The following is a 22,134-nucleotide window of genomic DNA, read 5'->3' on the forward strand; positions in this document are numbered from 1 at the left end:
TAATTGCTTATTTAAACAAATTCTATTTACGAATTTGTCAACTCTAGAATCTTCGATTAATGTCGCAAATGTCTGAACCAATGGTAGAAAATCAGGGACTGTACCGTCCGGAATTTGAGCATGATGCATGTGGTATAGGTTTCCGGGCTAACATCAAGGGCCGCAAGTCACACCAGATCGTGGCAGACGCCATTCACATGCTCGAACGCATGGAACACAGGGGTGCAACTGGTTTTGATCCGAACACGGGTGATGGTGCAGGCATTTTGATTCAGATTCCACACGAGTTCTTTGTTGAAGAGTGTTCTAAGCTAGGCTTTCAATTACCGCCAGCTGGTGAGTATGGCGTGGGAATGCTGTTCTTCCCGGGCAATGAAACCATGCGTGAAGAGTGCCGCGATATTCTGAACCGCAAAGCCAAAAAGCTTGGCCTCCATATATTAGGTTACAGAAAAGTGCCCACATTGAACAACACGTTGGGCGAAGGCTCATTGTCTGTTGAACCGCATGTGGAGCAATTATTTATCAAGCGCCCGGACGAAGTGACGGATGATCTTGGTTTTGAAAGAAAACTCTACATTCTCCGCCAGGTTTCTGCGCGGATGATTAAAGATACAGTAATCGGTGTTGGCAGAAGCTTTTACTATTCTTCGCTTTCCTGCCGCACGATCTCATACAAAGGACAGCTTACGACTGCCCAATTAAAATATTACTTCCCGGATCTGGAAAACGAATCGGTGGTTTCGGCCCTTGCGGTTGTTCACTCGCGTTTTTCTACGAACACGTTCCCATCCTGGGAATTGGCTCAGCCGTTCCGCTACATTGCGCACAATGGTGAGATTAACACCGTAAAAGGTAATGTAAACTGGATTCGTGCCGGGGAAAAGTCATTTGCTTCTGAGTTTTTTACAAAAGAAGAAATGGACATGATCGTTCCGATTTGCGACAGAAACCAATCTGACTCTGCAAACCTGGACAACGCCATTGAATTGCTGCACCTTTCGGGCCGCTCATTGCCACATGTAATGATGATGTTGATTCCCGAAGCATGGGACGGAAACGAGCAGATGGACCCGGAACGCAAAGCATTTTACGAATATAATGCTGCGATGATGGAGCCTTGGGATGGTCCGGCTTCGATCTCGTTCACGGATGGTAAAATGGTGGGCGCAACGCTCGACCGGAATGGACTCCGCCCTTCGCGTTACTGGGTTTTGGATGATGATACGATTATCATGGCCTCTGAGGCTGGGGTTTTGGATGTGGATCAGTCGAGAGTTGTGACAAAAGGTCGCTTGCAGCCGGGACGGATGTTCGTTGTGGATATGGAGCAAGGCCGCATTATTCCTGATGAAGAAATTAAGGCAGCCGTTTGTTCCGGACAACCTTATCAGAAATGGCTGGATGAGAACAAGTTGCACGTGGATCAGCTGGATCACCCGATTCGCACTTACCGTGCTTATGACGACAATGCATTGCTGAAACGTCAGGTTGCGTTTGGTTATACATCGGAAGATTTGCGGATGATTTTGGCTCCTATGGGCCAGACTGGTCAGGAGGCGATTGGTTCCATGGGAACGGATGTGCCTTTGGCGGTTCTTTCCGAGCAGAGCCAGCATTTGTCCAATTATTTCAAACAACTTTTTGCGCAGGTTACCAACCCACCGATTGACTCGATCCGCGAACGTTCGATTATGTCGCTGATCTCCTTCGTGGGGGGAACTGAAAATATATTAACGGAGACACCGAAACATTGTCGCCAGATCGCGCTTCCGCATCCGATATTGTCGGTGCAGGAGTTTGATAAACTGCGTTTTGTAGATAAAGATGGTTTTCAGGCCAAAACAATAAACACTTATTTCCGTGCAGACGAAGGCGGAAAAGCTTTGGAAAGAGCATTAGAGCGCATTTGTCGCTATGCAACCGATGCGATTGAGGATGGATTTGAAATCCTGATCCTTTCAGACCGCGCTATTGACTCGGATCATGCGCCGATTCCTTCTCTATTAGCCACTGCGACCATTCACCACCATTTAATCCGCGAGGGATTGAGAGGGAAAGTGGGTCTTTTGGTTGAAGCAGGAGACGTCTGGGAAACGCACCATGTGGCCGCATTGATCGGTTATGGTGCAGCGGGAATTTGCCCTTATATGGCATTTGAGACGCTTTCTTTCATGAATCGCAAGAAGATGATCGAAGGTGAGTTTACGGATGAAAAACTGCATTACAACTACATTAAGGCCGTAAATAAGGAGCTTTTGAAGATCTTCTCTAAAATGGGGATTTCAACATTGCAGTCTTACCAGGGCGCCCAGATCTTCGAATGTGTTGGTTTGAATAAAGATGTGGTTGACAAATATTTCACAGGAACCATTTCCCGCATCAGCGGAATGGGGATTTCTGAGATTGCCCGTGAAATTCTGGTGCGTCACAAAGTGGCTTACCACGAAACACCGGATTCAAAACCGAAGCTGGAAGTGGGTGGATTTTACCAATGGAAACAACGCGGGGAAGCGCACATTTTCAACCCGGCGTCGGTGCATTTGCTGCAACAATCTACGAAGACAAACAGCTACGAAACATTTAAAAAATACTCAAAACTAATTGATGATCAGAGTCATAAGGCGTTAACACTTCGCGGATTGCTGCGTTTCAAGAAAGGAACGTCTATTCCAATTGAAGAAGTGGAGCCGGTTGAGAGCATCTTCAAACGCTTTGCTACGGGTGCCATGTCATTTGGTTCTATTTCGTGGGAAGCGCATACAACATTGGCCGTTGCCATGAACCGGATCGGCGGAAAATCCAATTCCGGCGAAGGCGGCGAGGACGAATTGCGTTACACGCCTTTGGCGAATGGCGACAGCATGAATTCGCAAATTAAGCAGGTTGCTTCCGGACGTTTCGGGGTTACAAGCCATTATCTGAGCAATGCGGGTGAGTTACAAATTAAAACGGCACAAGGCGCAAAACCGGGTGAAGGTGGGCAGCTTCCTGGTTTCAAAGTGGATGACTGGATCGGCCGCACGCGTCACTCGACGCCGGGCGTAGGCTTAATCTCTCCCCCGCCCCACCACGATATTTATTCGATTGAGGATTTGGCTCAATTGATTTTTGACCTTAAAAATGCAAACCGTCAGGCGAGGATCAGTGTAAAACTGGTTTCAGAGGCGGGTGTTGGAACGGTTGCTTCCGGTGTTGCGAAAGCGCATGCGGACCACATTCTGATCTCAGGTTACGACGGCGGAACGGGTGCTTCACCATTGAGCTCGATTCGTCACGCAGGTTTGCCGTGGGAGCTTGGTTTGGCGGAAACGCACCAGACTTTGGTTAAAAATAAATTGCGCGGACGTGTTACCGTTCAGGCTGACGGTCAGCTTCGTACGGGTCGCGACTTGGCGATTGCAGCCATGCTTGGTGCAGAAGAATGGGGCGTGGCAACGGCGGCACTTGTGGCTGCGGGTTGCATCATGATGCGCAAATGCCATTTGAACACTTGCCCTGTGGGTGTTGCAACACAAAATAAGGAACTGCGCGCATTGTTCTCAGGGAAACCTGAGCACGTAGTGAATATGTTCCATTTCATGGCCGAAGAGTTGCGCGAGATTATGGCACAACTTGGTTTCCGGACTGTAAATGAGATGGTTGGCCAAGCTCAATATCTTGAACTGCGCAATGATATCAAACATTGGAAATACAAAAACCTGAATTTCGACGCGATCCTATATAAAGAAGGCGACCTTTCAGTGGCTCAATTCAAGCAGGAAGAGCAGGATCACGGCATTGACAGCATTATCGATTGGGATCTGATTAAGGCAGCGCAACCTGCTTTGGAAAGCCAGGATGAAATTTATGCAGAGTTTCCATTGAACAACTTGAACCGTTCGGTTGGAACAATGCTTTCAAATGAGATTTCTAAAAAATACGGTGGCGCTGGTTTGCCAAAAGGAAATATTCATTTCAAATTCCGTGGAACGGCCGGACAAAGCTTTGGTGCATTCAACACAGCCGGACTTCGTCTGGAACTGGAAGGGGATGCCAATGACTATTTTGGAAAAGGACTTTGCGGCGCTGAACTGATCGTTTACCCGGACCGCGACTCAAAATTCAAACCGGAAGAGAACATTATCATTGGGAACGTAGCTTTCTACGGAGCAACTTCGGGCGACGCTTACATCAGAGGAACCGCAGGCGAACGTTTCTGCGTGCGTAACTCAGGTGCGAAAGTGGTTGTCGAAGGCGTTGGTGACCATGGTTTGGAATACATGACCGGCGGCTTGGCTGTGATTCTTGGGGAAACAGGCCGGAACTTTGCTGCCGGGATGTCGGGTGGCGTGGCTTATGTTTTGGACAAAAACGGCACATTTAAAGAGAAAGTGAACATGGAAATGGTTTCGCTTGATCCCCTTAATGATGAAGATCAAGGGATTTTGCGTGAATATCTTGACAAACATTTCCAATACACAACCAGCAACATTGCATTCCAATTGATCCAAAACTGGGAACAGTCGGTGAAGCAATTTGTGAAAGTGTTGCCTGCTGATTTCAAGAAAGCATTGGAAGGACGCAACATTACGCTGGCGCAGCAGATTGCTGACAAGAATGTGGTTTATAAAGATATCGTGGTGGATGTAGTTCACCAATAAGCGGTTATCACATTTTCAACTGTCATTTTTAAATAGAATAACGATTTAATAAGTAATATAAGAATGGGAAAACCAACCGGATTTTTAGAGTTTGATAGGGAGTTGCCAAAGAAGAGAAGCGTTGATGAACGCCTTGGAGATTACCGCGAGATTGAAACTGCCCCTACTGACTCTCATTCCAAACAGCAGGCAGCCCGTTGTATGGACTGCGGAATCCCTTTTTGCCACAATGGTTGTCCGCTAGGCAACATTATCCCCGAGTTCAACGACGCGGTGTATGATGAAAACTGGGCGCTGGCTTATGAAATTCTGTCTTCGACCAATAACTTCCCTGAGTTTACAGGCCGCATTTGCCCTGCTCCGTGCGAAGCATCGTGCGTGCTGGGCATTAACAAGCCGCCTGTGGCGATTGAATACATTGAAAAAGCCATCATTGAAAAAGCCTTTGAACTGAATCTTGTAAAACCAAGAGTTCCTAAATTCCGCACCGGCAAAAAAGTTGCCGTTGTAGGTTCAGGACCAGCGGGAATGGCTGCGGCTTACCAGCTTAACCAAGCCGGACATTCAGTGGTGCTGATGGAACGCGCGGATAAAATCGGTGGATTGGTTCGTTATGGAATTCCTGATTTTAAACTGGAAAAAAGCATTATAGACCGTCGTTTGGCGGTGATGGAAGCAGAAGGCGTTGAATTCCGCACGAATGTGAATGTGGGCGTGACCGTAAAAGCGAACGAATTGCTGGATGAGTTTGACGCAGTTTTGCTAACAATGGGTTCAACGGTTCCGAGAGATGTGAAAATTGAAGGCCGTCATTTGAAAGGCGTTCATTTCGCGATGGAATTCCTTAGCCAGCAAAACAAACGCAATGCAGGCATTAGCCCGGAAGTGGACCACCGCGGCGCGCCTTATACGAACGGACAGATCATTGCAAAAGACAAACATGTTGTCGTTATCGGTGGCGGTGACACAGGATCTGACTGTGTAGGAACTTCCGGACGTCACGGCGCAACGTCGATTACGCAAATTGAATTAATGCCAATCCCTCCAAAAGAACGTGATTCCAGCACACCATGGCCGAACTGGCCAATGATGCTGCGGACTTCAACTTCGCATGAGGAAGGCTGCGACAGACATTGGTCTATCAATACAAAAGAATTTGTAGGCGACGAAAACGGCAATTTGAAAGAATTGAAAATCGTTGACCTGGATTGGCAAAAGGATCCTGAAACGGGCCGTATGCAGATGAAAGAAGTGGCAGGAAGCGAAAGAAACATTCCTTGCGACCTGGCATTTTTGGCAGCAGGATTTTTGCATCCGCAACAGGAAGGGCTCTTGACAGATCTGGAAGTGGAATTTGACGAACGTGGCAACATTAAAACCAACGGTTATCAATCCACCAGCAACGAAAAAGTGTTTGCAGCCGGTGACTGCCGCCGCGGACAATCGTTGGTTGTGTGGGCGATCAGCGAAGGTCGTGAAGCTGCGAGATCTGTGGACGAATATCTGATGGGCGAGTCATTCCTGGAAGCCAAAGCGGTTTCCATGTTCAATCCTGCATTCGCACACGCCTGATAGAAATTAATTTATTAAGACAACCGCTCAATGTTATTGGTAAGAAAGCTGCTCTATATGGGCAGCTTCTTATTTTATAACCCTTTATATTTGGCCAAAATTTGCGTCCGACACCATTATATAATGTTCCTGCATCACTCCCCTTTTTGGCTGAAAGTATTCTTCCCAGGTTTTATCTGGCGCATGCCGACACGCGAAAAGAAAATATATCTCACATTTGACGACGGCCCAATTCCCGATATCACAGAGTTTGTAATCGACGCGCTTAATCAATTTAAAGCCAAAGCAACATTCTTTTGCATTGGGAACAATGTTGAAAAACACCCTGATATTTTCCAGCAATTAATTGATAACCAACATTCCGTTGGCAATCATACATTCAATCACATGAATGGCTGGAAGACTCAGGACGCGGTGTATCTGGATAACATTAAAAAGTGTGAAGAGCAATTGAATGTACAAACAAATCTTTTCAGGCCGCCTTATGGACGGATCAAAAAAAGCCAGTCGCGTGTTGTCAGAAAGGAGCGTCAGATTATTATGTGGGACGTTTTGAGCGGGGATTTTTCGAAGGAGATTACGCAGGAAATATGCCTAAAAAAGTCGATACAGTATGCGCGGCCTGGCTCAATTGTTTTATTCCACGACAGCGTCAAAGCCGCACCAAACATGCAATACGCGCTTCCCAGGTTTTTAGAACATTTCAGTAATGAAGGATATACATTCGAAGCAATGGCGATGAAGTGAGGCAAAAGCTTTTAGATCAACACTTTATGACCGCAAAATTTACAACATTACATGCTTCAAACAGGCAATCGCATTAAAGTGAGCGTGCTTGTCGCGGCACGTAACGAAGAAAACAATATAGAAAGATGTCTGAAATCGCTGAATGAGCTCAACTTTCCAAAAGAAAACATTGAAATCATTATCGGTGACGATGATTCCGATGACTTAACAGAAGAGCTTATTGCAAGATTTATCTGGGATAAGGCTCAATTCAAATGCATTAAAATCACCAAACAGATCGCTGGATTAAAGGGAAAAGCCAATGTGCTCGCACAGTTAGCCCATGAAGCGAAGGGCGAATATTTTTTCTATTGTGATGCTGACATTGCCGTCAGGCCAACCTGGATCAGCGCAATGTTGAGACACTTTAAAGAAAAAACCGGCGTGGTTGTCGGCCTTACACGCATGAAAAGAAGCAACTTGCTGGCGGACCTTTTGTCCACTGAATGGCTTTTTGCACTTAGTGTCGCACGTTTTTTTTCTTTGTTTAAAATCCCGATGACGGGCATGGGAAACAATATGGCCGTAGCACGGGAGGCTTATTTTGCCGTCGGAGGTTATGAAAAGCTCGGGTTTTCCATTGTTGAAGATTACACTTTATTTATGGGAATCGCCAAGGGCGGATATGATTTCAAAATGGCTTATCATGTTGACATTTTGAATGTTTCCGAACCTGTTACCAGCTTTTCTGAGTTAATAAAACAGCGAAGGCGATGGATGCAGGGCGTTATGCAGTCATTTTGGGTTACCAAATGGACTTTAATTCTATCTTCGCTAATCGTGCCGATATTTCTGATTCTGTCAATTTGGTTTCCTGTTGAACCATTGATTGGCATTGGACGATATTATTTACTGATCACCATTATATCGCTTTTTTCAATCGTCTTTCTGAAACAATATGACCTTTGGAAAGCCGCACTTCTATTTTGGTTTCACATGACGCTCATTGGATGGATCATGTTGGCCAATTATCTTTTACCCGGAAAAACCGTCTGGAAAGGACGAGAATATTAGTTCAAATGATTGAAACCCACGCACATATATACAGTGACGATTACAACGAAGATCGTGACGCGATGCTCGAAAGGGCTTGGAACACAGGAATTGAGCAGATCTGGATGCCTAATTGTGACCATTCGACGATTCCCGGAATGTTGGAACTCGCGGAACAGTTTCCAGGTAAATGCCTGCCGATGATCGGGTTACATCCGACCTATGTCAAAGAGGATTTTGAAAAAGAGCTGCTTATTATGGAAGAATGGCTCGACAAATATCCGTTTATTGCAGTGGGTGAAATTGGGATGGATCTGTTTTGGGATGTGACATTCAAGGAGCAGCAGGAAAAAGCGTTTTTATACCAATGCAAATTGGCCCGAAAGCATAATTTGTGGATCGACATTCACAGCAGAAATGCGTTTTGGGAAACAGTAAATCTGATCGAGGAATTGGCCGATCCTGCATTGAAAGGCATTTTTCATTGTTTCACAGGAACGCTCGATGAAGCGAACAAAGCCATTGAACTGGGTTTCAAACTGGGCATAGGCGGTGTGGCAACATTCAAGAACGGCGGCTTGGACAAAGTCCTTCCATTTGTTGATCTGGAACATTTAGTTCTCGAAACCGACGCTCCTTACCTTGCGCCAGTCCCCTATCGCGGCAAAAGAAACGAAGTCGCTTACATTGACCTGGTTGCACAGCGCGTGGCTGATTTAAAGCACATTAGCAAGCAGGAAGTCATTACAGCGACAACTGCTAATGCCAAACAAATGCTGCAAAAAACTATCTAATTTTCTATTCTTGCCGCAATGTCTTACAATAAAATACACATCAACCCTATTTCCCCTGAACCGACCGTTGGTTCCGTGCTCGTGATTTACACCGGCGGGACGCTGGGAATGGTTTACGAAGCCAAAGACCGGCAGCTCGTCCCATTCAATTTCGACCAGATCATTGACCGCGTTCCTGAAATTGGCAGATTAAATTTTGACATTACATTCCTGTCTCTCACGGAGCCCATCGACTCGTCGAACATGAATCCGGAAATCTGGATCGAGCTGGCAACGATCATTGAGCAGGAATACGCAGCACACGACAGCTTCGTCATCCTGCATGGCACGGACACAATGGCCTATACGGCCTCAGCGCTTGGTTTTTTGCTTGAAAATTTGAACAAACCCGTTATCCTTACCGGCGCGCAACTGCCCATCGGTGTCGCCCGCTCAGATGCACGTGAGAATGTCATCACCGCATTGGAACTGGCAGCAGCGAAGAATGAACTCGGCCAGCCGATCATTTCCGAAGTTTGCATCTATTTCAACTCCCTTTTACTGCGCGGAAACAGAAGCAAAAAACGCGAAAGCTCCGATTTCAACGCATTCCATTCTGAAAACTATCCCGTATTGGCAAACGCTGGCGTGCGCATTGAATACAACTTCCCATACATTCAATCGCAAGTTCAAGGTCTTCCGTTGCAGGTGCAAAAGAACATAGATAATCATGTTGCATTCCTGAAAATGTTCCCAGGGATAAGTCCATTGGTTGTTAATTCTTTGCTCAATATCAAAGGTTTAAAAGGCATAGTCCTGGAAACTTACGGAGCCGGCAACGCCACCACCGCACCATGGTTCCTCGACGCGATCAGCGATGCCATTGCAAGAAACATTATCATTTTCAACGTCTCCCAATGCGACGGCGGCCGCGTCGCACAAGGCCATTACGAAACCAGTCGCTTCCTCAAACAAGCCGGTGTAGTAAGCGGCTCCGATATCACCGCCGAAGCCGCAATCACCAAAATGATGTACGTTTTCGGCAAAGAAACTGATCCAAAAAAATGCGCCGAAATGCTGGCGACACCATTGCGTGGCGAAATGAGTATTTGATCGTTTGAACTAAGCAATGGTCAGATATTTTCGAAGAACAACACATTTGATTTGCAAGTAAACCGATAAAAGCTATCTTTGCACCCCATAACCACAATTTAGAGAGGTGTCCGAGTGGTTGAAGGAGCTACCCTGGAAAGGTAGTATGTGGGTAACTGCATCGAGAGTTCGAATCTCTTCCTCTCTGCAAGTAAGAATATCAAAAAGCGTCAAAAGCCTGTAAATCATACATTTACAGGCTTTTTTGTTTTTCAGATTGATCAAAATATGCAAGGAAATCCAAAGTTTTTATGCGTGGTTTGTGGACTATTCACCGGAGGAGAAAACGCGCATAAAAATTAAATAAACTACTGACAGACAGCATGTTTACGCCTTACACATCAGTGTTGCTAAGTAATCGCTTACCAGCTAAAAGGCCTTCTTTGTTTGCGCGACCAACATCCGACTGAGAGCTTACCTCCATATAATCCTAGGCAATGTCAAGTTTACGCATTCTATTAAATCTTGGTGGAGTATGACAGCCCGTATTTATTTCTGTCAATGTGAGTCTGCGACCAGATTCCCAAATATTAACTTGGCTCTCAGGTTATCATTCTGAAAATAAATATTTCTCAGATACAACCAATGAAGAACTTCTATGCCTCTTTACATTGAGAGATAAAATAAGCACTATATGACCTCTGAGGCGGAGTTGATTTCGGGTTGCCTAATACATGACAGGACTGCGCAGCGGCTGTTGTATGACCGGTACAAAAAAGCGATGTACACATTGGCTTACCGAATCACGGGTGACTTTGATGACGCCAACGATGTATTGCAGGATGCATTTCTAGATGTGTTCCGACACCTGGACCAGTTCAGATCGGAATCGTCGCTGGGTGCATGGATTAAGAAAATAGTGGTTCGTAAGTCCACAAAAAAGAAGCGGATTGTCATCTGGCAAAATCCTGACGAATCAACCGGCGAGATCATCAACTGGGGCGAAGATGAAATCAATGCTGCTCATCTTGAAGCGGCAATCCTGTTGTTACCTGACGGTTTCAGGACCATTTTTATCCTGGCAGAAGTGGAAGGTTATAGCCATCGTGAAATCGCGGCTATACTTGAAATTTCAGAAGGGACTTCCAAATCCCAGCTCTTTCATGCAAAAAGGAAACTGCGCAGTATACTTTCTTAATGATCAGCGTAATGGAACAAAATAAACATATATTAACAAATGCAATCAAACGCCTTCCTGAGTTTGGCCCGGATGACAAACTATGGGATTCCGTCCAGCAGAAGCTCCAAGAAGGCAGGCTCGATGAAGCTTTGCAAAACCTGCCTGTATATGCCCCGGGCCCTTTAACCTGGCAAGCCATTTCAGCAAACCTTCCTGGCAGACTCGCTAATCTGACATGGTGGTATTCGGCGGCCGTCCTGTTAATAGCAAGTTTGGCAGGTGCTTGGATGTATATGAAGGGACCAGATAAGCGTATCGAGTTTTCTCAGGAAATGGCTGACATTCGCCTACAATCGGGCGGGCAACCTGAAACCGATCTGGCTTACCAAAAGCTTGAAGCGTATTGCCAGACTAAATCACCGGTTTGCGACAAACAGGATTATAAGCACCTGAAAGTCGAATATGAAAAGCTTAATCTGGCATCGGAGCAATTGCACCGGGCCATCGGTAACTATAACACTGAGCCTGAACTTGTCCACCAACTCAATGATGTTGAGCGACGAAAAACTGCTGTTTTGAATGAAATGGCCAAAATGATTTAGATGAAAATGAAAACCAAACCAATTTTCTTACCCGTATTGCTATCGCTTGCCTTACTCATTTGCACATTAATCTTCCCAGATATAACTATTGCGCAGACGACATTGCAGGTAGCTTCAAAAACCATTGAAAAAACCATTGGCCTGCCAGCCGTCCAAACGCTCCATATCAGTGCAGAGAAAGGCGATGTAGAAATAATAGCCTGGGATAAGCCAGAAATGTCTGTAAAGTTGCAGCTCTCTGCGCGACATACCGAAAGGACAACAGCTGCCAGCGACCTCTCAAAAGTCAAGTATATTGCTGAACGCAGTGGGAGAGATTATTATTTGCGTAATTACATCTCGCTGGCCGAAGGCGAAAGCAAACCTGTTTCCAACATAAAAGCCCGATATACCATATACGTGCCTTCTTCGATTTCGGTAAATGTGACCAATACATTTGGAACCATAAAAATGAAGGGGCTTACTAAAAAGCTCCACTTGAAAGCCGATTTTTGCACAACTACAATTGCCGACCTCAAAGGTACGATCGACTTGCAAACCACTTTCGGAGAGCTTGAAGGCACAGCGCTGGCAGGTGCTATTTCATTTTCAGGTGACCACACAAACCTTCGGCTTGATCATGTTTCCGGCACTTTAAAAGTGGATGCTTCCTACGGCAACGTGGAGATAATGCCCACAAACGGACTTTCCAGGCTGACAATTCACTCTAAAAAATCAGAGGTGACGCTCAGCGCGAAGAATTGGCGGCTTTTTAATTATACAGTCAATGGTGCCTATACGAGCATGAAACTGCCAAATGGCTTTAAATGGAAACATAATACAGCCGATTTTAAAGACGCTTTCTTTTCAAATGACCAGTTCGCCAGTGTTCAGATCAGTACAGAGTTTGGCAAGTTAACAATCAAATAACGGATCGCTTACATGAAAAAATGCATTTACATATTTGGTCTATCGCTTTGCTATTGCGCTGCGTATAGCCAGGACAGTACAGAAATCAAATTCAGTGAAGAACAGGATACATTAGTGCAGCAGCGCTTTATCGACAGGTATGAGAATGTATTCATGACAAAAGTGCCGACAAGGCACATGTTTAAATTGAGTTTGAATTTCGTACCGAACTCTCTTTTTGCCGTGGATAACAACGCATTGCAAACTACATCTTATGGCTTGGGCTATGAATATAAAATCTCTCCCTCATTTTCAGTTGGTACTGATATTTTAATTAACGGTGCCTGGGGAAGCAGTATCGGTTTTGCCGGGGCACTTGATGGGAACATCTACGGGCGGTGGTATTATGACATGAGACACCGCATTAATAAAGGCATAAACGTAAATAATTTTACAGGTACTTATGTAGCAATTGTCGCTGGAAAACGTTGGGGGAAGTTAGAGGTTGACTATCAGTTTTCAACTATTGGGATTGAATTTGGCTTGCAGCGAAGATTTCTCAACAATGGCCGGATTGAATTTGCAATTGGAGCTTCTTATCAACAATATTCAAAAGGGCATTATCCCGTTCAATTGGGCTATGGAGTACATAACGCAGCTGATTTTGTTATCGCTTCCCGAACTAGCATGGGGCTAGCCTTCGGCGACTGGAAACGGAACAAGAATGTCAAAATATGTGAAGTGCTCCGTTGTGACGAAAATGTCCACCAGCAATGGAAGCTTTTATGGCCGAAACTATATCTTTCTTCTCAATTTATACAAAGTACCCTCGGATTGGCCTTCGAGCGAAAGTTTGGAAGCAGCCCCATCTCAGTTAATGCACAAGTGCTAACTGATTACATGCGTATAGCCTCAAGGGGACCTGCTCCATATCCAAAAATTGTTAGCAATGACGTTCAGGTATGGCCATCATTGCAGCTACGCTACTATCTTGACCAAAAACAGGCAATGAGAAATGGTAAAGGCGGCCAGAATTTATCAGGTTTATATATAGGACCTCACAGTGATTTTGTATTTTATCAAAGTGAAACAATTTACGGAGTGGGAAGGCCTAAAAGACATCTGGGCTTGGGAGTCGCCGCCGGATTTCAGCAAACATTATTGAGAAAAGCTTATGTTGACCTATCACTTAGTGCCAGCCATAACCTACTTCATACACCGCCTGATGTGAAGCCTTTGCTAGCTTCGTTCAGGGCGGGATTTGGTATCACTTTATAAATACATATGAGGTGCAGATCCGATCGGATAGAGGGGCCGGAACTCACCTGCTGAAAGAAGGGGGCACAAACTCACGGACGGTTATCTGCGACAAGTCAATCTGCGATTAACTGTTCTGGTATTTACCTACTAAGCTTTTTCTTATTCTCTGGTTAGATCTAATCTTGGTTCAACAACCAGCGATACACATCCGCACCTACTTTGTCCCAATTGTACATTTCATAATTTGTGTTTCCATTCTTATCGACATGGAAAAAGTTATGATCCAGTCCGATATAAGTGTAAAAGGTAAAGTTATCTTTCTTTTGTCTGATCGTTTCTACTCTAAAAAAATCATTGTAAGGTGAGCAATAATCGCTTGTCCCATACCCGATTAAAACGGGGATCGATAGTTTATTAAGATAATCCAAAGGCGGTATAGAAAATTGATAAGTGGTCCTGTTCGAGTCACCGGAACCCGCTGTTCCTTCCGGATCTTTGACCACACTTTTCCAATAGACAAAATCTTCTTCCGCAAGCTTGCTGCTGTCTGTTTCATTACGGCGGCTTCTCTCAATCATTGACATTATCCGCCCAAATGGATTTCCACTCAGGTAAATGAGATGAGTGACATCCTTGGAAGTACTGGCTAATTTTGCAGCAATTGTGCTTCCCTCCGAATGCCCGGCCACAACAAGTTTTTCGCTTGACACCCACTTCTGCTTTTGTAAAAATCGAATAACTGCCTTGTTTCGTTCAACATAATAATCCAGATAGTTACGCTCCTGATACGCATATGGAAATTGTTTTGTATCCGAATCAATAAAATTCAAGTCCTTCGAGAGTTCTTTTTCGTCGGTTACCAGTGGGATATGTGGTTTACTAATAATAGCGACATGGTAATCCAGCACTAGACTATCCAGGTTGAAAGGGAATGTCCCATAAGCACGCGTGGTGTCGTATGTTATGATGAGTGGTCTCGGTAAAGAACCCTGGATAAAAAGGAATAGAGGTTTAGGGATCAACTCATCTCCTTTCTTTGACTTTACAAGAAGATCTACCTGGTCATTTTTGTAAGTAGTGGTCAGGTGCCGAAATCCTAAACTTTGAGGCGTAGGCTGTTGCCCATAAGCACGGATGCTTAGGATCAAGAGAATAACAAGAACTCTATTTGTCATGGAAGGTTAATTTTCGTCTGGATAACTAGATACATTACTATCAAACAGGGTATAATCACAATTTTACCCGTGTCAGCACATAGTTATATCCTAAGTCGCGCAAAGCAGGAACGAATCATCAATTTAAACGAAGCGCACCATAATCCCCAGCACCGGCCAGTTGTCAAACATTTACCCTCGTATTCGCATATTTTTAAGCACTGGCGGCTAATTTCTGTTGCAACATCCCACGTTGGAAATCCGATCTGGTGATCAGCTAACAGCACTGCATTAGGTTGCCTTTCAAAAAAGGGGGCAGTTGCGCTTGAACATTCAAATTTCAGCCGGAAATTTCTACTTATTCTTAACAAACCACTCCACGATTTGCGGATACAAATCAGCTACAACCTGGTCTACCTTTCGCTTTTTATACAATTGAATAAGAAATTGATCAAACTCAGCAAACTTTTTAAACCCTCTGACTTCTACCTGGTACTTTTCCATTTTCAATATAAGCTTATCCTGCTCACCAGGTGGAGCATAGTCTATATATCTCAGGCTCACCAGCGCCCAATTCATGTATTCATCAAAACAAGCGCGGGCATTATTATATGCGCGTTCAGCAGGGGAGCCATTTTCTATCCATGTATCCAGTTTCTCAAATGCAACTTTAATGCCTTTTTGATATTCCGATTTTTGTATTTCCGGACCAATGAAGTTGTGGTTCAATTCTGTAAAAACAATGTTTCCGTCCTTCACATGAAGGGCAGCGCTGGAAAATTCTCCTTTTTCTTCCTCTCGTCTGTAGGGAAAATTTACGTGTGCCTGGACTTCTTTAAATCCATTGTATTCGTACCAATTTGCGGACTGATTGTTGCCAACTAAGGGAGAAAAAACGATCTTATAGGAATTGTATTTTGTTTTTGGAAAGTTCTTACCCAACCATTTTTGCATTTCCATCAGCCCTGTTGAATCCCTATATGTACTTATTTGTTGGTTATAAAGAAGTTGATTCTGTTTAAAAAAATGCTCAAACTTGGATTTGTCAGAGAAGCTTTGCAATTCTTTAAGATATGGCCTGAGCGAGTTAACGCTGGTAAGTCTGTCGTAAATGGGATTTTGTACTATTTTTCCTGAGGAATTAAAATTAAAAGAGTAAGCATTCATTTTGATCGAAAAGTACTCGACGTAACTTTTTGATAAAACAGAATCTATTTTCATAATAACTGGCTCCTGCTCATACTTGCCAAACCAGTTCATTACTTCTTTGTAGTACGCAGTATTTTTAGCGACCAATCCATCATTATTCTTTCCTGTGCTAGTCAGGGCAATAATGATATTAACCAATTCATATACATCCGGTATTTCAACAAAGGTTTTCCCTTCGTGAGATCTAATATAGTCTTTATTGAAATTAACGGCTGATTTGACAGTTCTGACCTGGGTAAATGCACTATCTTTTTCATTCACAATAATGAGAAAAGGGTATGTCTTCCCCTTCTCAACCCTGATCTGAAGTGAATCAACATCAGTGATAAATGTCACCAGCTTGTATTTTTCGTCTATGGCAATCGGCGCTTCATAAATATCGGGGTTTACTTTTGGATCTATATTCCATCGGCCTTTTCTGAAATCATCTCCATCTCGTATAGATATGTTATACGTATGTGATTTTAGTATCGGTATTTCCTGACCAAAAATGTTGAAAGAAATGGTAAAAGGCAGCAGTACTAGCAGCCAATATCTTGTGGCATTCATAATGTTGGGACTCAGCTTCCTGATGAAGATAACGGGAAATTTTATTCAGACTTCAAAGATTTAACAGGATTCATCAACCCTGCTTTGATACTCTGAAAACTAATCGTCAGCAGCGCAACTGTCAATGAAAGTAAACCGGCAAATGCGAAAACCCACCAGTCTATATCAATCTTATAAGCGAAGTTCTGCAACCATTGATTCATGACATACCATGCAATGGGCGAAGCAATGACAATGGCGATGAATACCAGTTTTACAAAATCTTTGGACAACAAAGACACAATGCTCGCTACCGATGCGCCCAGCACTTTACGAACACCAATCTCTTTTATACGTTGCTCAGCTGTAAAAGCGGCCAAACCAAATAGTCCAAGGCAGGCAATGAAAATAGCCAGGAGGGCGAAAATGGTTGAAAGAGTCCCAACCACCGTTTCTCCTCTGTAAATTTTTTGATATTCGTTGTCTACAAATGAATACGCAAAAGGGAATTTGGGATTCAATTCTTTATAGACTTTTTCAATGCCCGCAAGGGCAACCGTAGTTTGCCCGGGTTGGGTGCGTATTAGAATATTGCCGTAATACTCGTTGGCCAGGCGAATGATCAGCGGCGTGATCGGTTGATGAAGTGAGTTGAAATGAAAATCTTCGATCACTCCAACAATTTTTCCGGGTTTGCTCCAAAAAGTGAGTGGCTGCCCGACAGGATCTTTATAACCAATACGTTTAGCTGCTGCTTGATTGATAAGATAGTTGCTGGAATCTGTTGCAAAATTCTGGGAGAAATCACGGCCGCCAATAAATTTTAATTTCAAAGTCTTAGCGAAATCATAACCTACCGCGGTGTTATTAAATGAAATAGCAGCATTAGGATCCTTTCCGGTCCAGCTTACCCCTTCGGTCGTGCTGCCATTTCCCAAAGGGCCACCATACATATTTGTGACAGATTGTATGCCACCCATAGCCAACAGCTGCTGCTTGAACAGTGGATAATTTTTCGCTAATTCCCCTTCAACAGGAATGCTGATCAAATTTTCGCGCTCATAACCCAGGTTCTTGTTTTGAATGTATTGAAGTTGCCGGTAAACCACTACCGTGCCTACAATTAAAAGCATGGACATACAGAACTGGAAAACCACCAAACCGCGGCGAAATAATTGTGCACCAACGCCATTACCAAGCCGTGACAACGACCCAGCACCTTTGAGCACTTTAATCGGATCAAGAGAAGACAAAAATAGCGCCGGATAACTACCTGACAAAAACCCGGTGACAACCAATAATCCCGATAAACCCACCCAAAAGAAAGGCTGCTTCCATGGCAGCAATAGTTGCTTGTCGGTCAGCTGATTAAAAACGGGCAAAAGAAGGATAACCAACACAAGCGCTGTAACGAGCGAAAGCGCCGTCAGAAGCATTGCTTCACTCATAAATTGACCAATGAGCGATGCATGCCCTGCTCCGACCACTTTACGGACCCCCACTTCTCTCGCCCTTTTCGCCGACCTTGCCGTGGCCAAATTCATAAAATTGATTACAGCGATCAGCAATAAAAACACCGCTACAACACCTAATAACCTTACATACTCAATGCGACCGCCATTGGGGTAGCCATCCTTAAAACTGGAATAGAGGTGTGCCTCCGTTTCTGGCTGAAGAAAAAGATTGATATAGAAAGTCTTGCTAAAATCGGTGTTACGTCCCTTCAGAAACCATTTGAGCTTATCATTAAATTTATTGGGATCGGTGTCCGCCCGGAGTTGAAACCTCGTTTTAGGGCCTGCATTAGTCCACTCCTTCATCCACGAATTCTTGGCCAGAAAATCCTGCCAGTTTAATAAAAACTCATATTGATCAGATGAATTGGCAGGCAAATTTTCAAAGACAGCGGTCACCTGATAATTTACAGCATTGTCAAATTGGATGGATTTGCCAAGTGCCTTTTCCGGATTACCAAAATAGATTTCTGCCAGTTTTCTGGAAATGGCGAGACTATTCGGTGCATTGAGTGCGGTGGCAGGTGCGCCGGCAAGAATTGGAATGCTGTACATTTTAAACCAATCGGGTCCGGCGTAACAACCGGTTTGTCTGGCAGTCTTATTTCCTACTCCCAGTACGTGGCCTTCCTGCCAGGAAAAGCCGGCTGCATGAATCACTTCGGGAAATTGCTTTTTCAGTTCATCAGCCAGTAAACCAGGCGTATTATCGTCTGCAACAACTTTGCCGTCGCTGAATTCACGCTCCATGACGCGGTATAAGTTTGGAGCGTTATCATATTGCTTACCAATGCTTAGTTCATCCTGAATCCAAATAAAAATGAGCAAAGCCGAAGCCATACCCAACGCCAAACCTAAAATATTGATTACCGAAAAAGCTTTGTTGCGAGTCAGGTTTCGCCGGGCAATTTTGAAGTAATTTTGTATCATAAATATGGTCGTTTTAAAACTTTTACTCAGATCATTTCATGACGCTGCGCCATCATCATTCAATATTCAAATAGCACGCCAAAGGAAATTAAAGTTTTAATTAACTAATTATCAGTGCGTTATTAAGTATGAGTTCACCAAGAATGTCCAGTTTCGGACACCATCGTTCGATACAGAACGTGAATAATATCCAAACAATTGAAATAATATTGTCACAGGGTTTTGAATGAAAATCAATCAATAAAAACAAGAAAATTAGTTATCGCTGAAACGGACATTCGTATAAGTGCTGTCCGAAATTGAACATGTGCCAAATCTAAATTGCTCGTTACAGCTCCCCAAGTGCCAATTATCATGCATGGCACAGTAGTTGAACTTTGCGTTCAGGATCTCAATAATTTAATCACCTAAATCAGCCTGTTCTCTTGATACGAAACCATATCAAAATGGCCCGGCGGAGTCTGAGCCAGAACAAATGGTACTCTGCTATTACAATTATAGGTTTGACAACAGCACTTACCGTTGTTTTGCTGATCGGCCTTTACATCAACAATGAGCTAAGCTTTGACCGTTTCAACCAAAAGGCGGATCGTATATACCGAATCAACAGCGACATTAGTTTTTCACTGCAAGGGTTACAAACAGCTGCTGCACCTACACCCCTAGGCGCAACCCTGAAGCGGGACTTTCCGGAAGTAGAAGAAGCTGTAAGACTTGGCAAATATCAAAGCTGCTTAGTAAAAAGCACGCATGAAAATATCCGTGAACAGGCTGTTTTGCTTGCCGACTCTACTTTGTTTAACGTTTTTACACTGCCCATCCTGGCTGGAAATCCGACAACGGCTTTAACCCAGCCCAATTCGGTTGTCATTACGGAGCGCATAGCCAAAAAATATTTTGGCTCGACCAATGCGTTGAATAAAGTTATGATTTTTAACAACAAAGAATCCAAACAAGTGAGCGCTATTATCAAGGACATACCGGCGCAATCGCATTTTCAGGCAGACTTCATTTTACCATTGTGGGAAACCAATAATGCAAAAGTCGATAAGTGGGGTAATCATATTTTCAATACCTATATTTTACTCAGGCCCGGGACTAATCCGCAAGCAGTAGAAGCCAAATTTGAAAAAATATTACAAACCTACATGGATCCTGCGCTCAGGCGGTTTTTCAACACGTCGTTAGCCGAAGCACGAAAGCAGGGAAATTACTTCCGGTATTCGCTAACCCCATTAACTGACATTCACTTACATTCCGCGAGAGCAGGCGAGCTAATGCCAAACGGCAGCATCGAATATGTGTACATTTTCACTGGAATCGCATTATTTATTCTACTGATTGCTGTTGTCAATTTCATTAATCTGACAACTGCCCGTTCCATTAAGCGAGCCAGGGAAATTGGTGTTCGCAAAGTGCTGGGATCAAACCGAATAGGCTTAATATCGCAATTCCTGTCTGAATCCCTGTTAATAGCGATCATATCTATGCTTATCGCATTCGTGATGGTATTGGTTTTACTGCCTTTTTTCAATTCTTTGACCGCCGAAAATCTATCGGGATTTGATCTTTTGAACATCCCAAATACTGCTGGGCTCTTGTTGTTCACAGCTTTAATTGGCATTATGGCAGGTGTATACCCTGCTTTTTATCTCTCCTCCTTTCAACCGGCTAATGCGATCAAAGGCACTGTGGGATCGCTACCCAATGGGCAAAACTTGCGTAGTTCGCTTGTCGTGTTCCAATTCGCAATGTCCGTGTTGTTAATCATCGCTACTTTGCTCATTAACCAGCAGCTGCGATTTATTCAAGGAAAGAACCTGGGTTTTGAAAAGGAACAGATTATCATCCTAAAAACAGCCGAAGTTCCTGAAAACCAGCTTCGTACTTTCAAGGAAATTGCTTTACAGAATAGTAAAGTGAAAGCAGCAACGATTAGCAGTTTTCTGCCCGTTACTTCCGAACGTAACGGTGACTATTGGTACCCTGAGGGCCAGACCGACCAGAAATACTCGGTGACAATGCAGGAATGGGAAGTTGACGAAGACTACCTGACAACCTATAAAATGACGTTACTTCAAGGCCGTTATTTCGTAAAAGGACAAGTGGCTGATTCAGGTCGCGTGGTGATCAATGAAAGTGCTGCCAAGCAGCTTGGATATAAACAGCCGGTAGGCAAAACCATTCACAAACAAGGCGGAGAACTATTGACGATTATTGGGGTAGTGAAAGATTTCCATTACGAATCACTGCGGACTAAGATTGAGCCTTTGTGCTTTATGCTGGATGCCGATATAGTTTCAGGTAAAAATACGGATGCGCTATCACTGAGATTGGAAACGGAAGATATGGCATCCTCACTAGCCGCTTTGGAAAATAAATGGAAGAAAGTAGCGCCAGGTCAGCCTTTTGAATACGCTTTTCTAAATGAAAGTTTCGACGACATGTATCGCGCTGAACAACGCGTTCAGGTGCTTTTTACAGGATTTACAACAATTGCTATCCTGATTTCCTGTCTGGGTTTATTTGGTCTGGCCACCTTTACAGCTGAACAGCGCACCAAAGAAATTGGTGTTCGAAAAGTGCTCGGTGCATCCGTGGCCAGCATTGTGACGCTACTATCGAGAGACTTTCTCAAACCGGTATTAGTTGCTATCGTAATTGCGACACCAATTGCCTGGTACATCATGAACCGCTGGTTGCAAGACTTTAATTACCGGATTGAAATCGAGTGGTGGGTATTTGCATTAGCAGGAATGCTGGCGGTAGGAATTGCATTAATTACTGTCAGTTTTCAAAGCATAAAAGCAGCATTAATGAACCCGGTAAGGTCATTGAAAAGTGAATAGCTTCAAAATTATTCAGCTGTCTTTGGTTTCAAATACAAGTGAGCCTTATCTTTTCTGATAATAGGTTCGTTCAGCTACACTCTGTCAGCCTTAGCAACCAGCTTCTATTTTTATGAGGATTATCACTGTTTGTCTGTTAATGTTATTTGTAAAACTCAATG

At 43.9% G+C, this 22,134-nt stretch carries 14 protein-coding genes and 1 tRNA gene; 12 read left to right on the forward strand and 3 right to left on the reverse strand.

Translation table 11 applies throughout. The features are described from left to right. Positions 1 to 59 precede the first annotated feature (59 nt). From gltB to MUK70_RS13320, 11 genes are all read left to right on the forward strand, one after another. Positions 60 to 4,643, forward strand: coding sequence for a glutamate synthase large subunit (gltB, locus tag MUK70_RS13270; RefSeq protein WP_234652829.1), 4,584 nt, complete (start codon positions 60 to 62; stop codon positions 4,641 to 4,643). A 63-nt stretch (positions 4,644 to 4,706) separates the two neighbouring features. Then, positions 4,707 to 6,215, forward strand: a complete 1,509-nt coding sequence (locus tag MUK70_RS13275; RefSeq protein ID WP_234608327.1) for a glutamate synthase subunit beta — start codon at positions 4,707 to 4,709, stop codon at positions 6,213 to 6,215. Positions 6,216 to 6,338: 123 nt separating this feature from the next. After that, a complete protein-coding gene (locus MUK70_RS13280) occupies positions 6,339 to 6,962 on the forward strand; it encodes a polysaccharide deacetylase family protein (RefSeq protein WP_234652831.1) in 624 nt (207 codons plus the stop codon). Between the two features lie 51 nt (positions 6,963 to 7,013). Next, the gene (locus MUK70_RS13285; protein ID WP_234652833.1) at positions 7,014 to 8,015 is read left to right on the forward strand and encodes a glycosyltransferase; all 1,002 of its coding nucleotides are present in this window, start codon (positions 7,014 to 7,016) and stop codon (positions 8,013 to 8,015) included. Positions 8,016 to 8,020: 5 nt separating this feature from the next. Next, entirely contained in the window at positions 8,021 to 8,788 is a 768-nt protein-coding gene (locus tag MUK70_RS13290; protein WP_234652835.1) for a TatD family hydrolase, read from the forward strand. Positions 8,789 to 8,806: 18 nt separating this feature from the next. Then, the gene (locus tag MUK70_RS13295) at positions 8,807 to 9,880 is read left to right on the forward strand and encodes an asparaginase (protein ID WP_234652836.1); all 1,074 of its coding nucleotides are present in this window, start codon (positions 8,807 to 8,809) and stop codon (positions 9,878 to 9,880) included. Positions 9,881 to 9,980: 100 nt separating this feature from the next. Then, positions 9,981 to 10,067, forward strand: a tRNA-Ser gene (locus MUK70_RS13300). A 486-nt stretch (positions 10,068 to 10,553) separates the two neighbouring features. After that, a complete protein-coding gene (locus MUK70_RS13305) occupies positions 10,554 to 11,057 on the forward strand; it encodes an RNA polymerase sigma factor (RefSeq protein WP_234608322.1) in 504 nt (167 codons plus the stop codon). A gap of 11 nt (positions 11,058 to 11,068) precedes the next feature. Further along, complete coding sequence (locus tag MUK70_RS13310; protein ID WP_234652838.1) at positions 11,069 to 11,641, forward strand: hypothetical protein; 573 nt, start codon at positions 11,069 to 11,071, stop codon at positions 11,639 to 11,641. Positions 11,642 to 11,647: 6 nt separating this feature from the next. Continuing rightward, positions 11,648 to 12,550, forward strand: coding sequence for a DUF4097 family beta strand repeat-containing protein (locus MUK70_RS13315; protein ID WP_234652840.1), 903 nt, complete (start codon positions 11,648 to 11,650; stop codon positions 12,548 to 12,550). 12 nt (positions 12,551 to 12,562) lie between these two features. Further along, positions 12,563 to 13,807, forward strand: coding sequence for a hypothetical protein (locus MUK70_RS13320; RefSeq protein WP_234652842.1), 1,245 nt, complete (start codon positions 12,563 to 12,565; stop codon positions 13,805 to 13,807). Positions 13,808 to 13,965: 158 nt separating this feature from the next. Here MUK70_RS13320 and MUK70_RS13325 read toward each other — a convergent pair whose 3' ends face one another. The 3 genes from MUK70_RS13325 to MUK70_RS13335 all read right to left on the reverse strand — a co-directional run bounded on the left by MUK70_RS13325 (position 13,966) and on the right by MUK70_RS13335 (position 19,124). After that, positions 13,966 to 14,964: an alpha/beta fold hydrolase gene (locus MUK70_RS13325; protein WP_234652844.1), complete on the reverse strand. Its 999-nt coding sequence runs from the start codon at positions 14,962 to 14,964 to the stop codon at positions 13,966 to 13,968. Positions 14,965 to 15,297: 333 nt separating this feature from the next. Further along, a complete protein-coding gene (locus MUK70_RS13330) occupies positions 15,298 to 16,701 on the reverse strand; it encodes a DUF4932 domain-containing protein (RefSeq protein WP_234652845.1) in 1,404 nt (467 codons plus the stop codon). A 41-nt stretch (positions 16,702 to 16,742) separates the two neighbouring features. Then, positions 16,743 to 19,124: an ABC transporter permease gene (locus tag MUK70_RS13335; RefSeq protein WP_234652847.1), complete on the reverse strand. Its 2,382-nt coding sequence runs from the start codon at positions 19,122 to 19,124 to the stop codon at positions 16,743 to 16,745. Between the two features lie 446 nt (positions 19,125 to 19,570). On the opposite strand from MUK70_RS13335, the gene MUK70_RS13340 reads away from it, so the two are divergent. Then, positions 19,571 to 21,973: an ABC transporter permease gene (locus MUK70_RS13340; protein WP_234652850.1), complete on the forward strand. Its 2,403-nt coding sequence runs from the start codon at positions 19,571 to 19,573 to the stop codon at positions 21,971 to 21,973. The last annotated feature ends 161 nt before the right edge of the window (positions 21,974 to 22,134 follow it).

This window comes from Dyadobacter chenwenxiniae, from assembly GCF_022869785.1.
GTDB classification, from domain to species: Bacteria; Bacteroidota; Bacteroidia; order Cytophagales; family Spirosomataceae; genus Dyadobacter; species Dyadobacter chenwenxiniae.

Coding starts and splice junctions, on each gene's coding strand:
- MUK70_RS13305 (WP_234608322.1), top strand. CDS start 10,554: ATGACCTCTGAGGCGGAGTTGATTTCGGGTTGCCTAATACATGACAGG.
- MUK70_RS13340 (WP_234652850.1), top strand. CDS start 19,571: ATGGCCCGGCGGAGTCTGAGCCAGAACAAATGGTACTCTGCTATTACA.
- MUK70_RS13325 (WP_234652844.1), bottom strand. CDS start 14,964: ATGACAAATAGAGTTCTTGTTATTCTCTTGATCCTAAGCATCCGTGCT.
- MUK70_RS13310 (WP_234652838.1), top strand. CDS start 11,069: ATGGAACAAAATAAACATATATTAACAAATGCAATCAAACGCCTTCCT.
- MUK70_RS13320 (WP_234652842.1), top strand. CDS start 12,563: ATGAAAAAATGCATTTACATATTTGGTCTATCGCTTTGCTATTGCGCT.
- MUK70_RS13315 (WP_234652840.1), top strand. CDS start 11,648: ATGAAAACCAAACCAATTTTCTTACCCGTATTGCTATCGCTTGCCTTA.
- MUK70_RS13290 (WP_234652835.1), top strand. CDS start 8,021: ATGATTGAAACCCACGCACATATATACAGTGACGATTACAACGAAGAT.
- MUK70_RS13285 (WP_234652833.1), top strand. CDS start 7,014: ATGCTTCAAACAGGCAATCGCATTAAAGTGAGCGTGCTTGTCGCGGCA.
- MUK70_RS13335 (WP_234652847.1), bottom strand. CDS start 19,124: ATGATACAAAATTACTTCAAAATTGCCCGGCGAAACCTGACTCGCAAC.
- MUK70_RS13330 (WP_234652845.1), bottom strand. CDS start 16,701: ATGAATGCCACAAGATATTGGCTGCTAGTACTGCTGCCTTTTACCATT.
- gltB (WP_234652829.1), top strand. CDS start 60: ATGTCGCAAATGTCTGAACCAATGGTAGAAAATCAGGGACTGTACCGT.
- MUK70_RS13295 (WP_234652836.1), top strand. CDS start 8,807: ATGTCTTACAATAAAATACACATCAACCCTATTTCCCCTGAACCGACC.
- MUK70_RS13280 (WP_234652831.1), top strand. CDS start 6,339: ATGTTCCTGCATCACTCCCCTTTTTGGCTGAAAGTATTCTTCCCAGGT.
- MUK70_RS13275 (WP_234608327.1), top strand. CDS start 4,707: ATGGGAAAACCAACCGGATTTTTAGAGTTTGATAGGGAGTTGCCAAAG.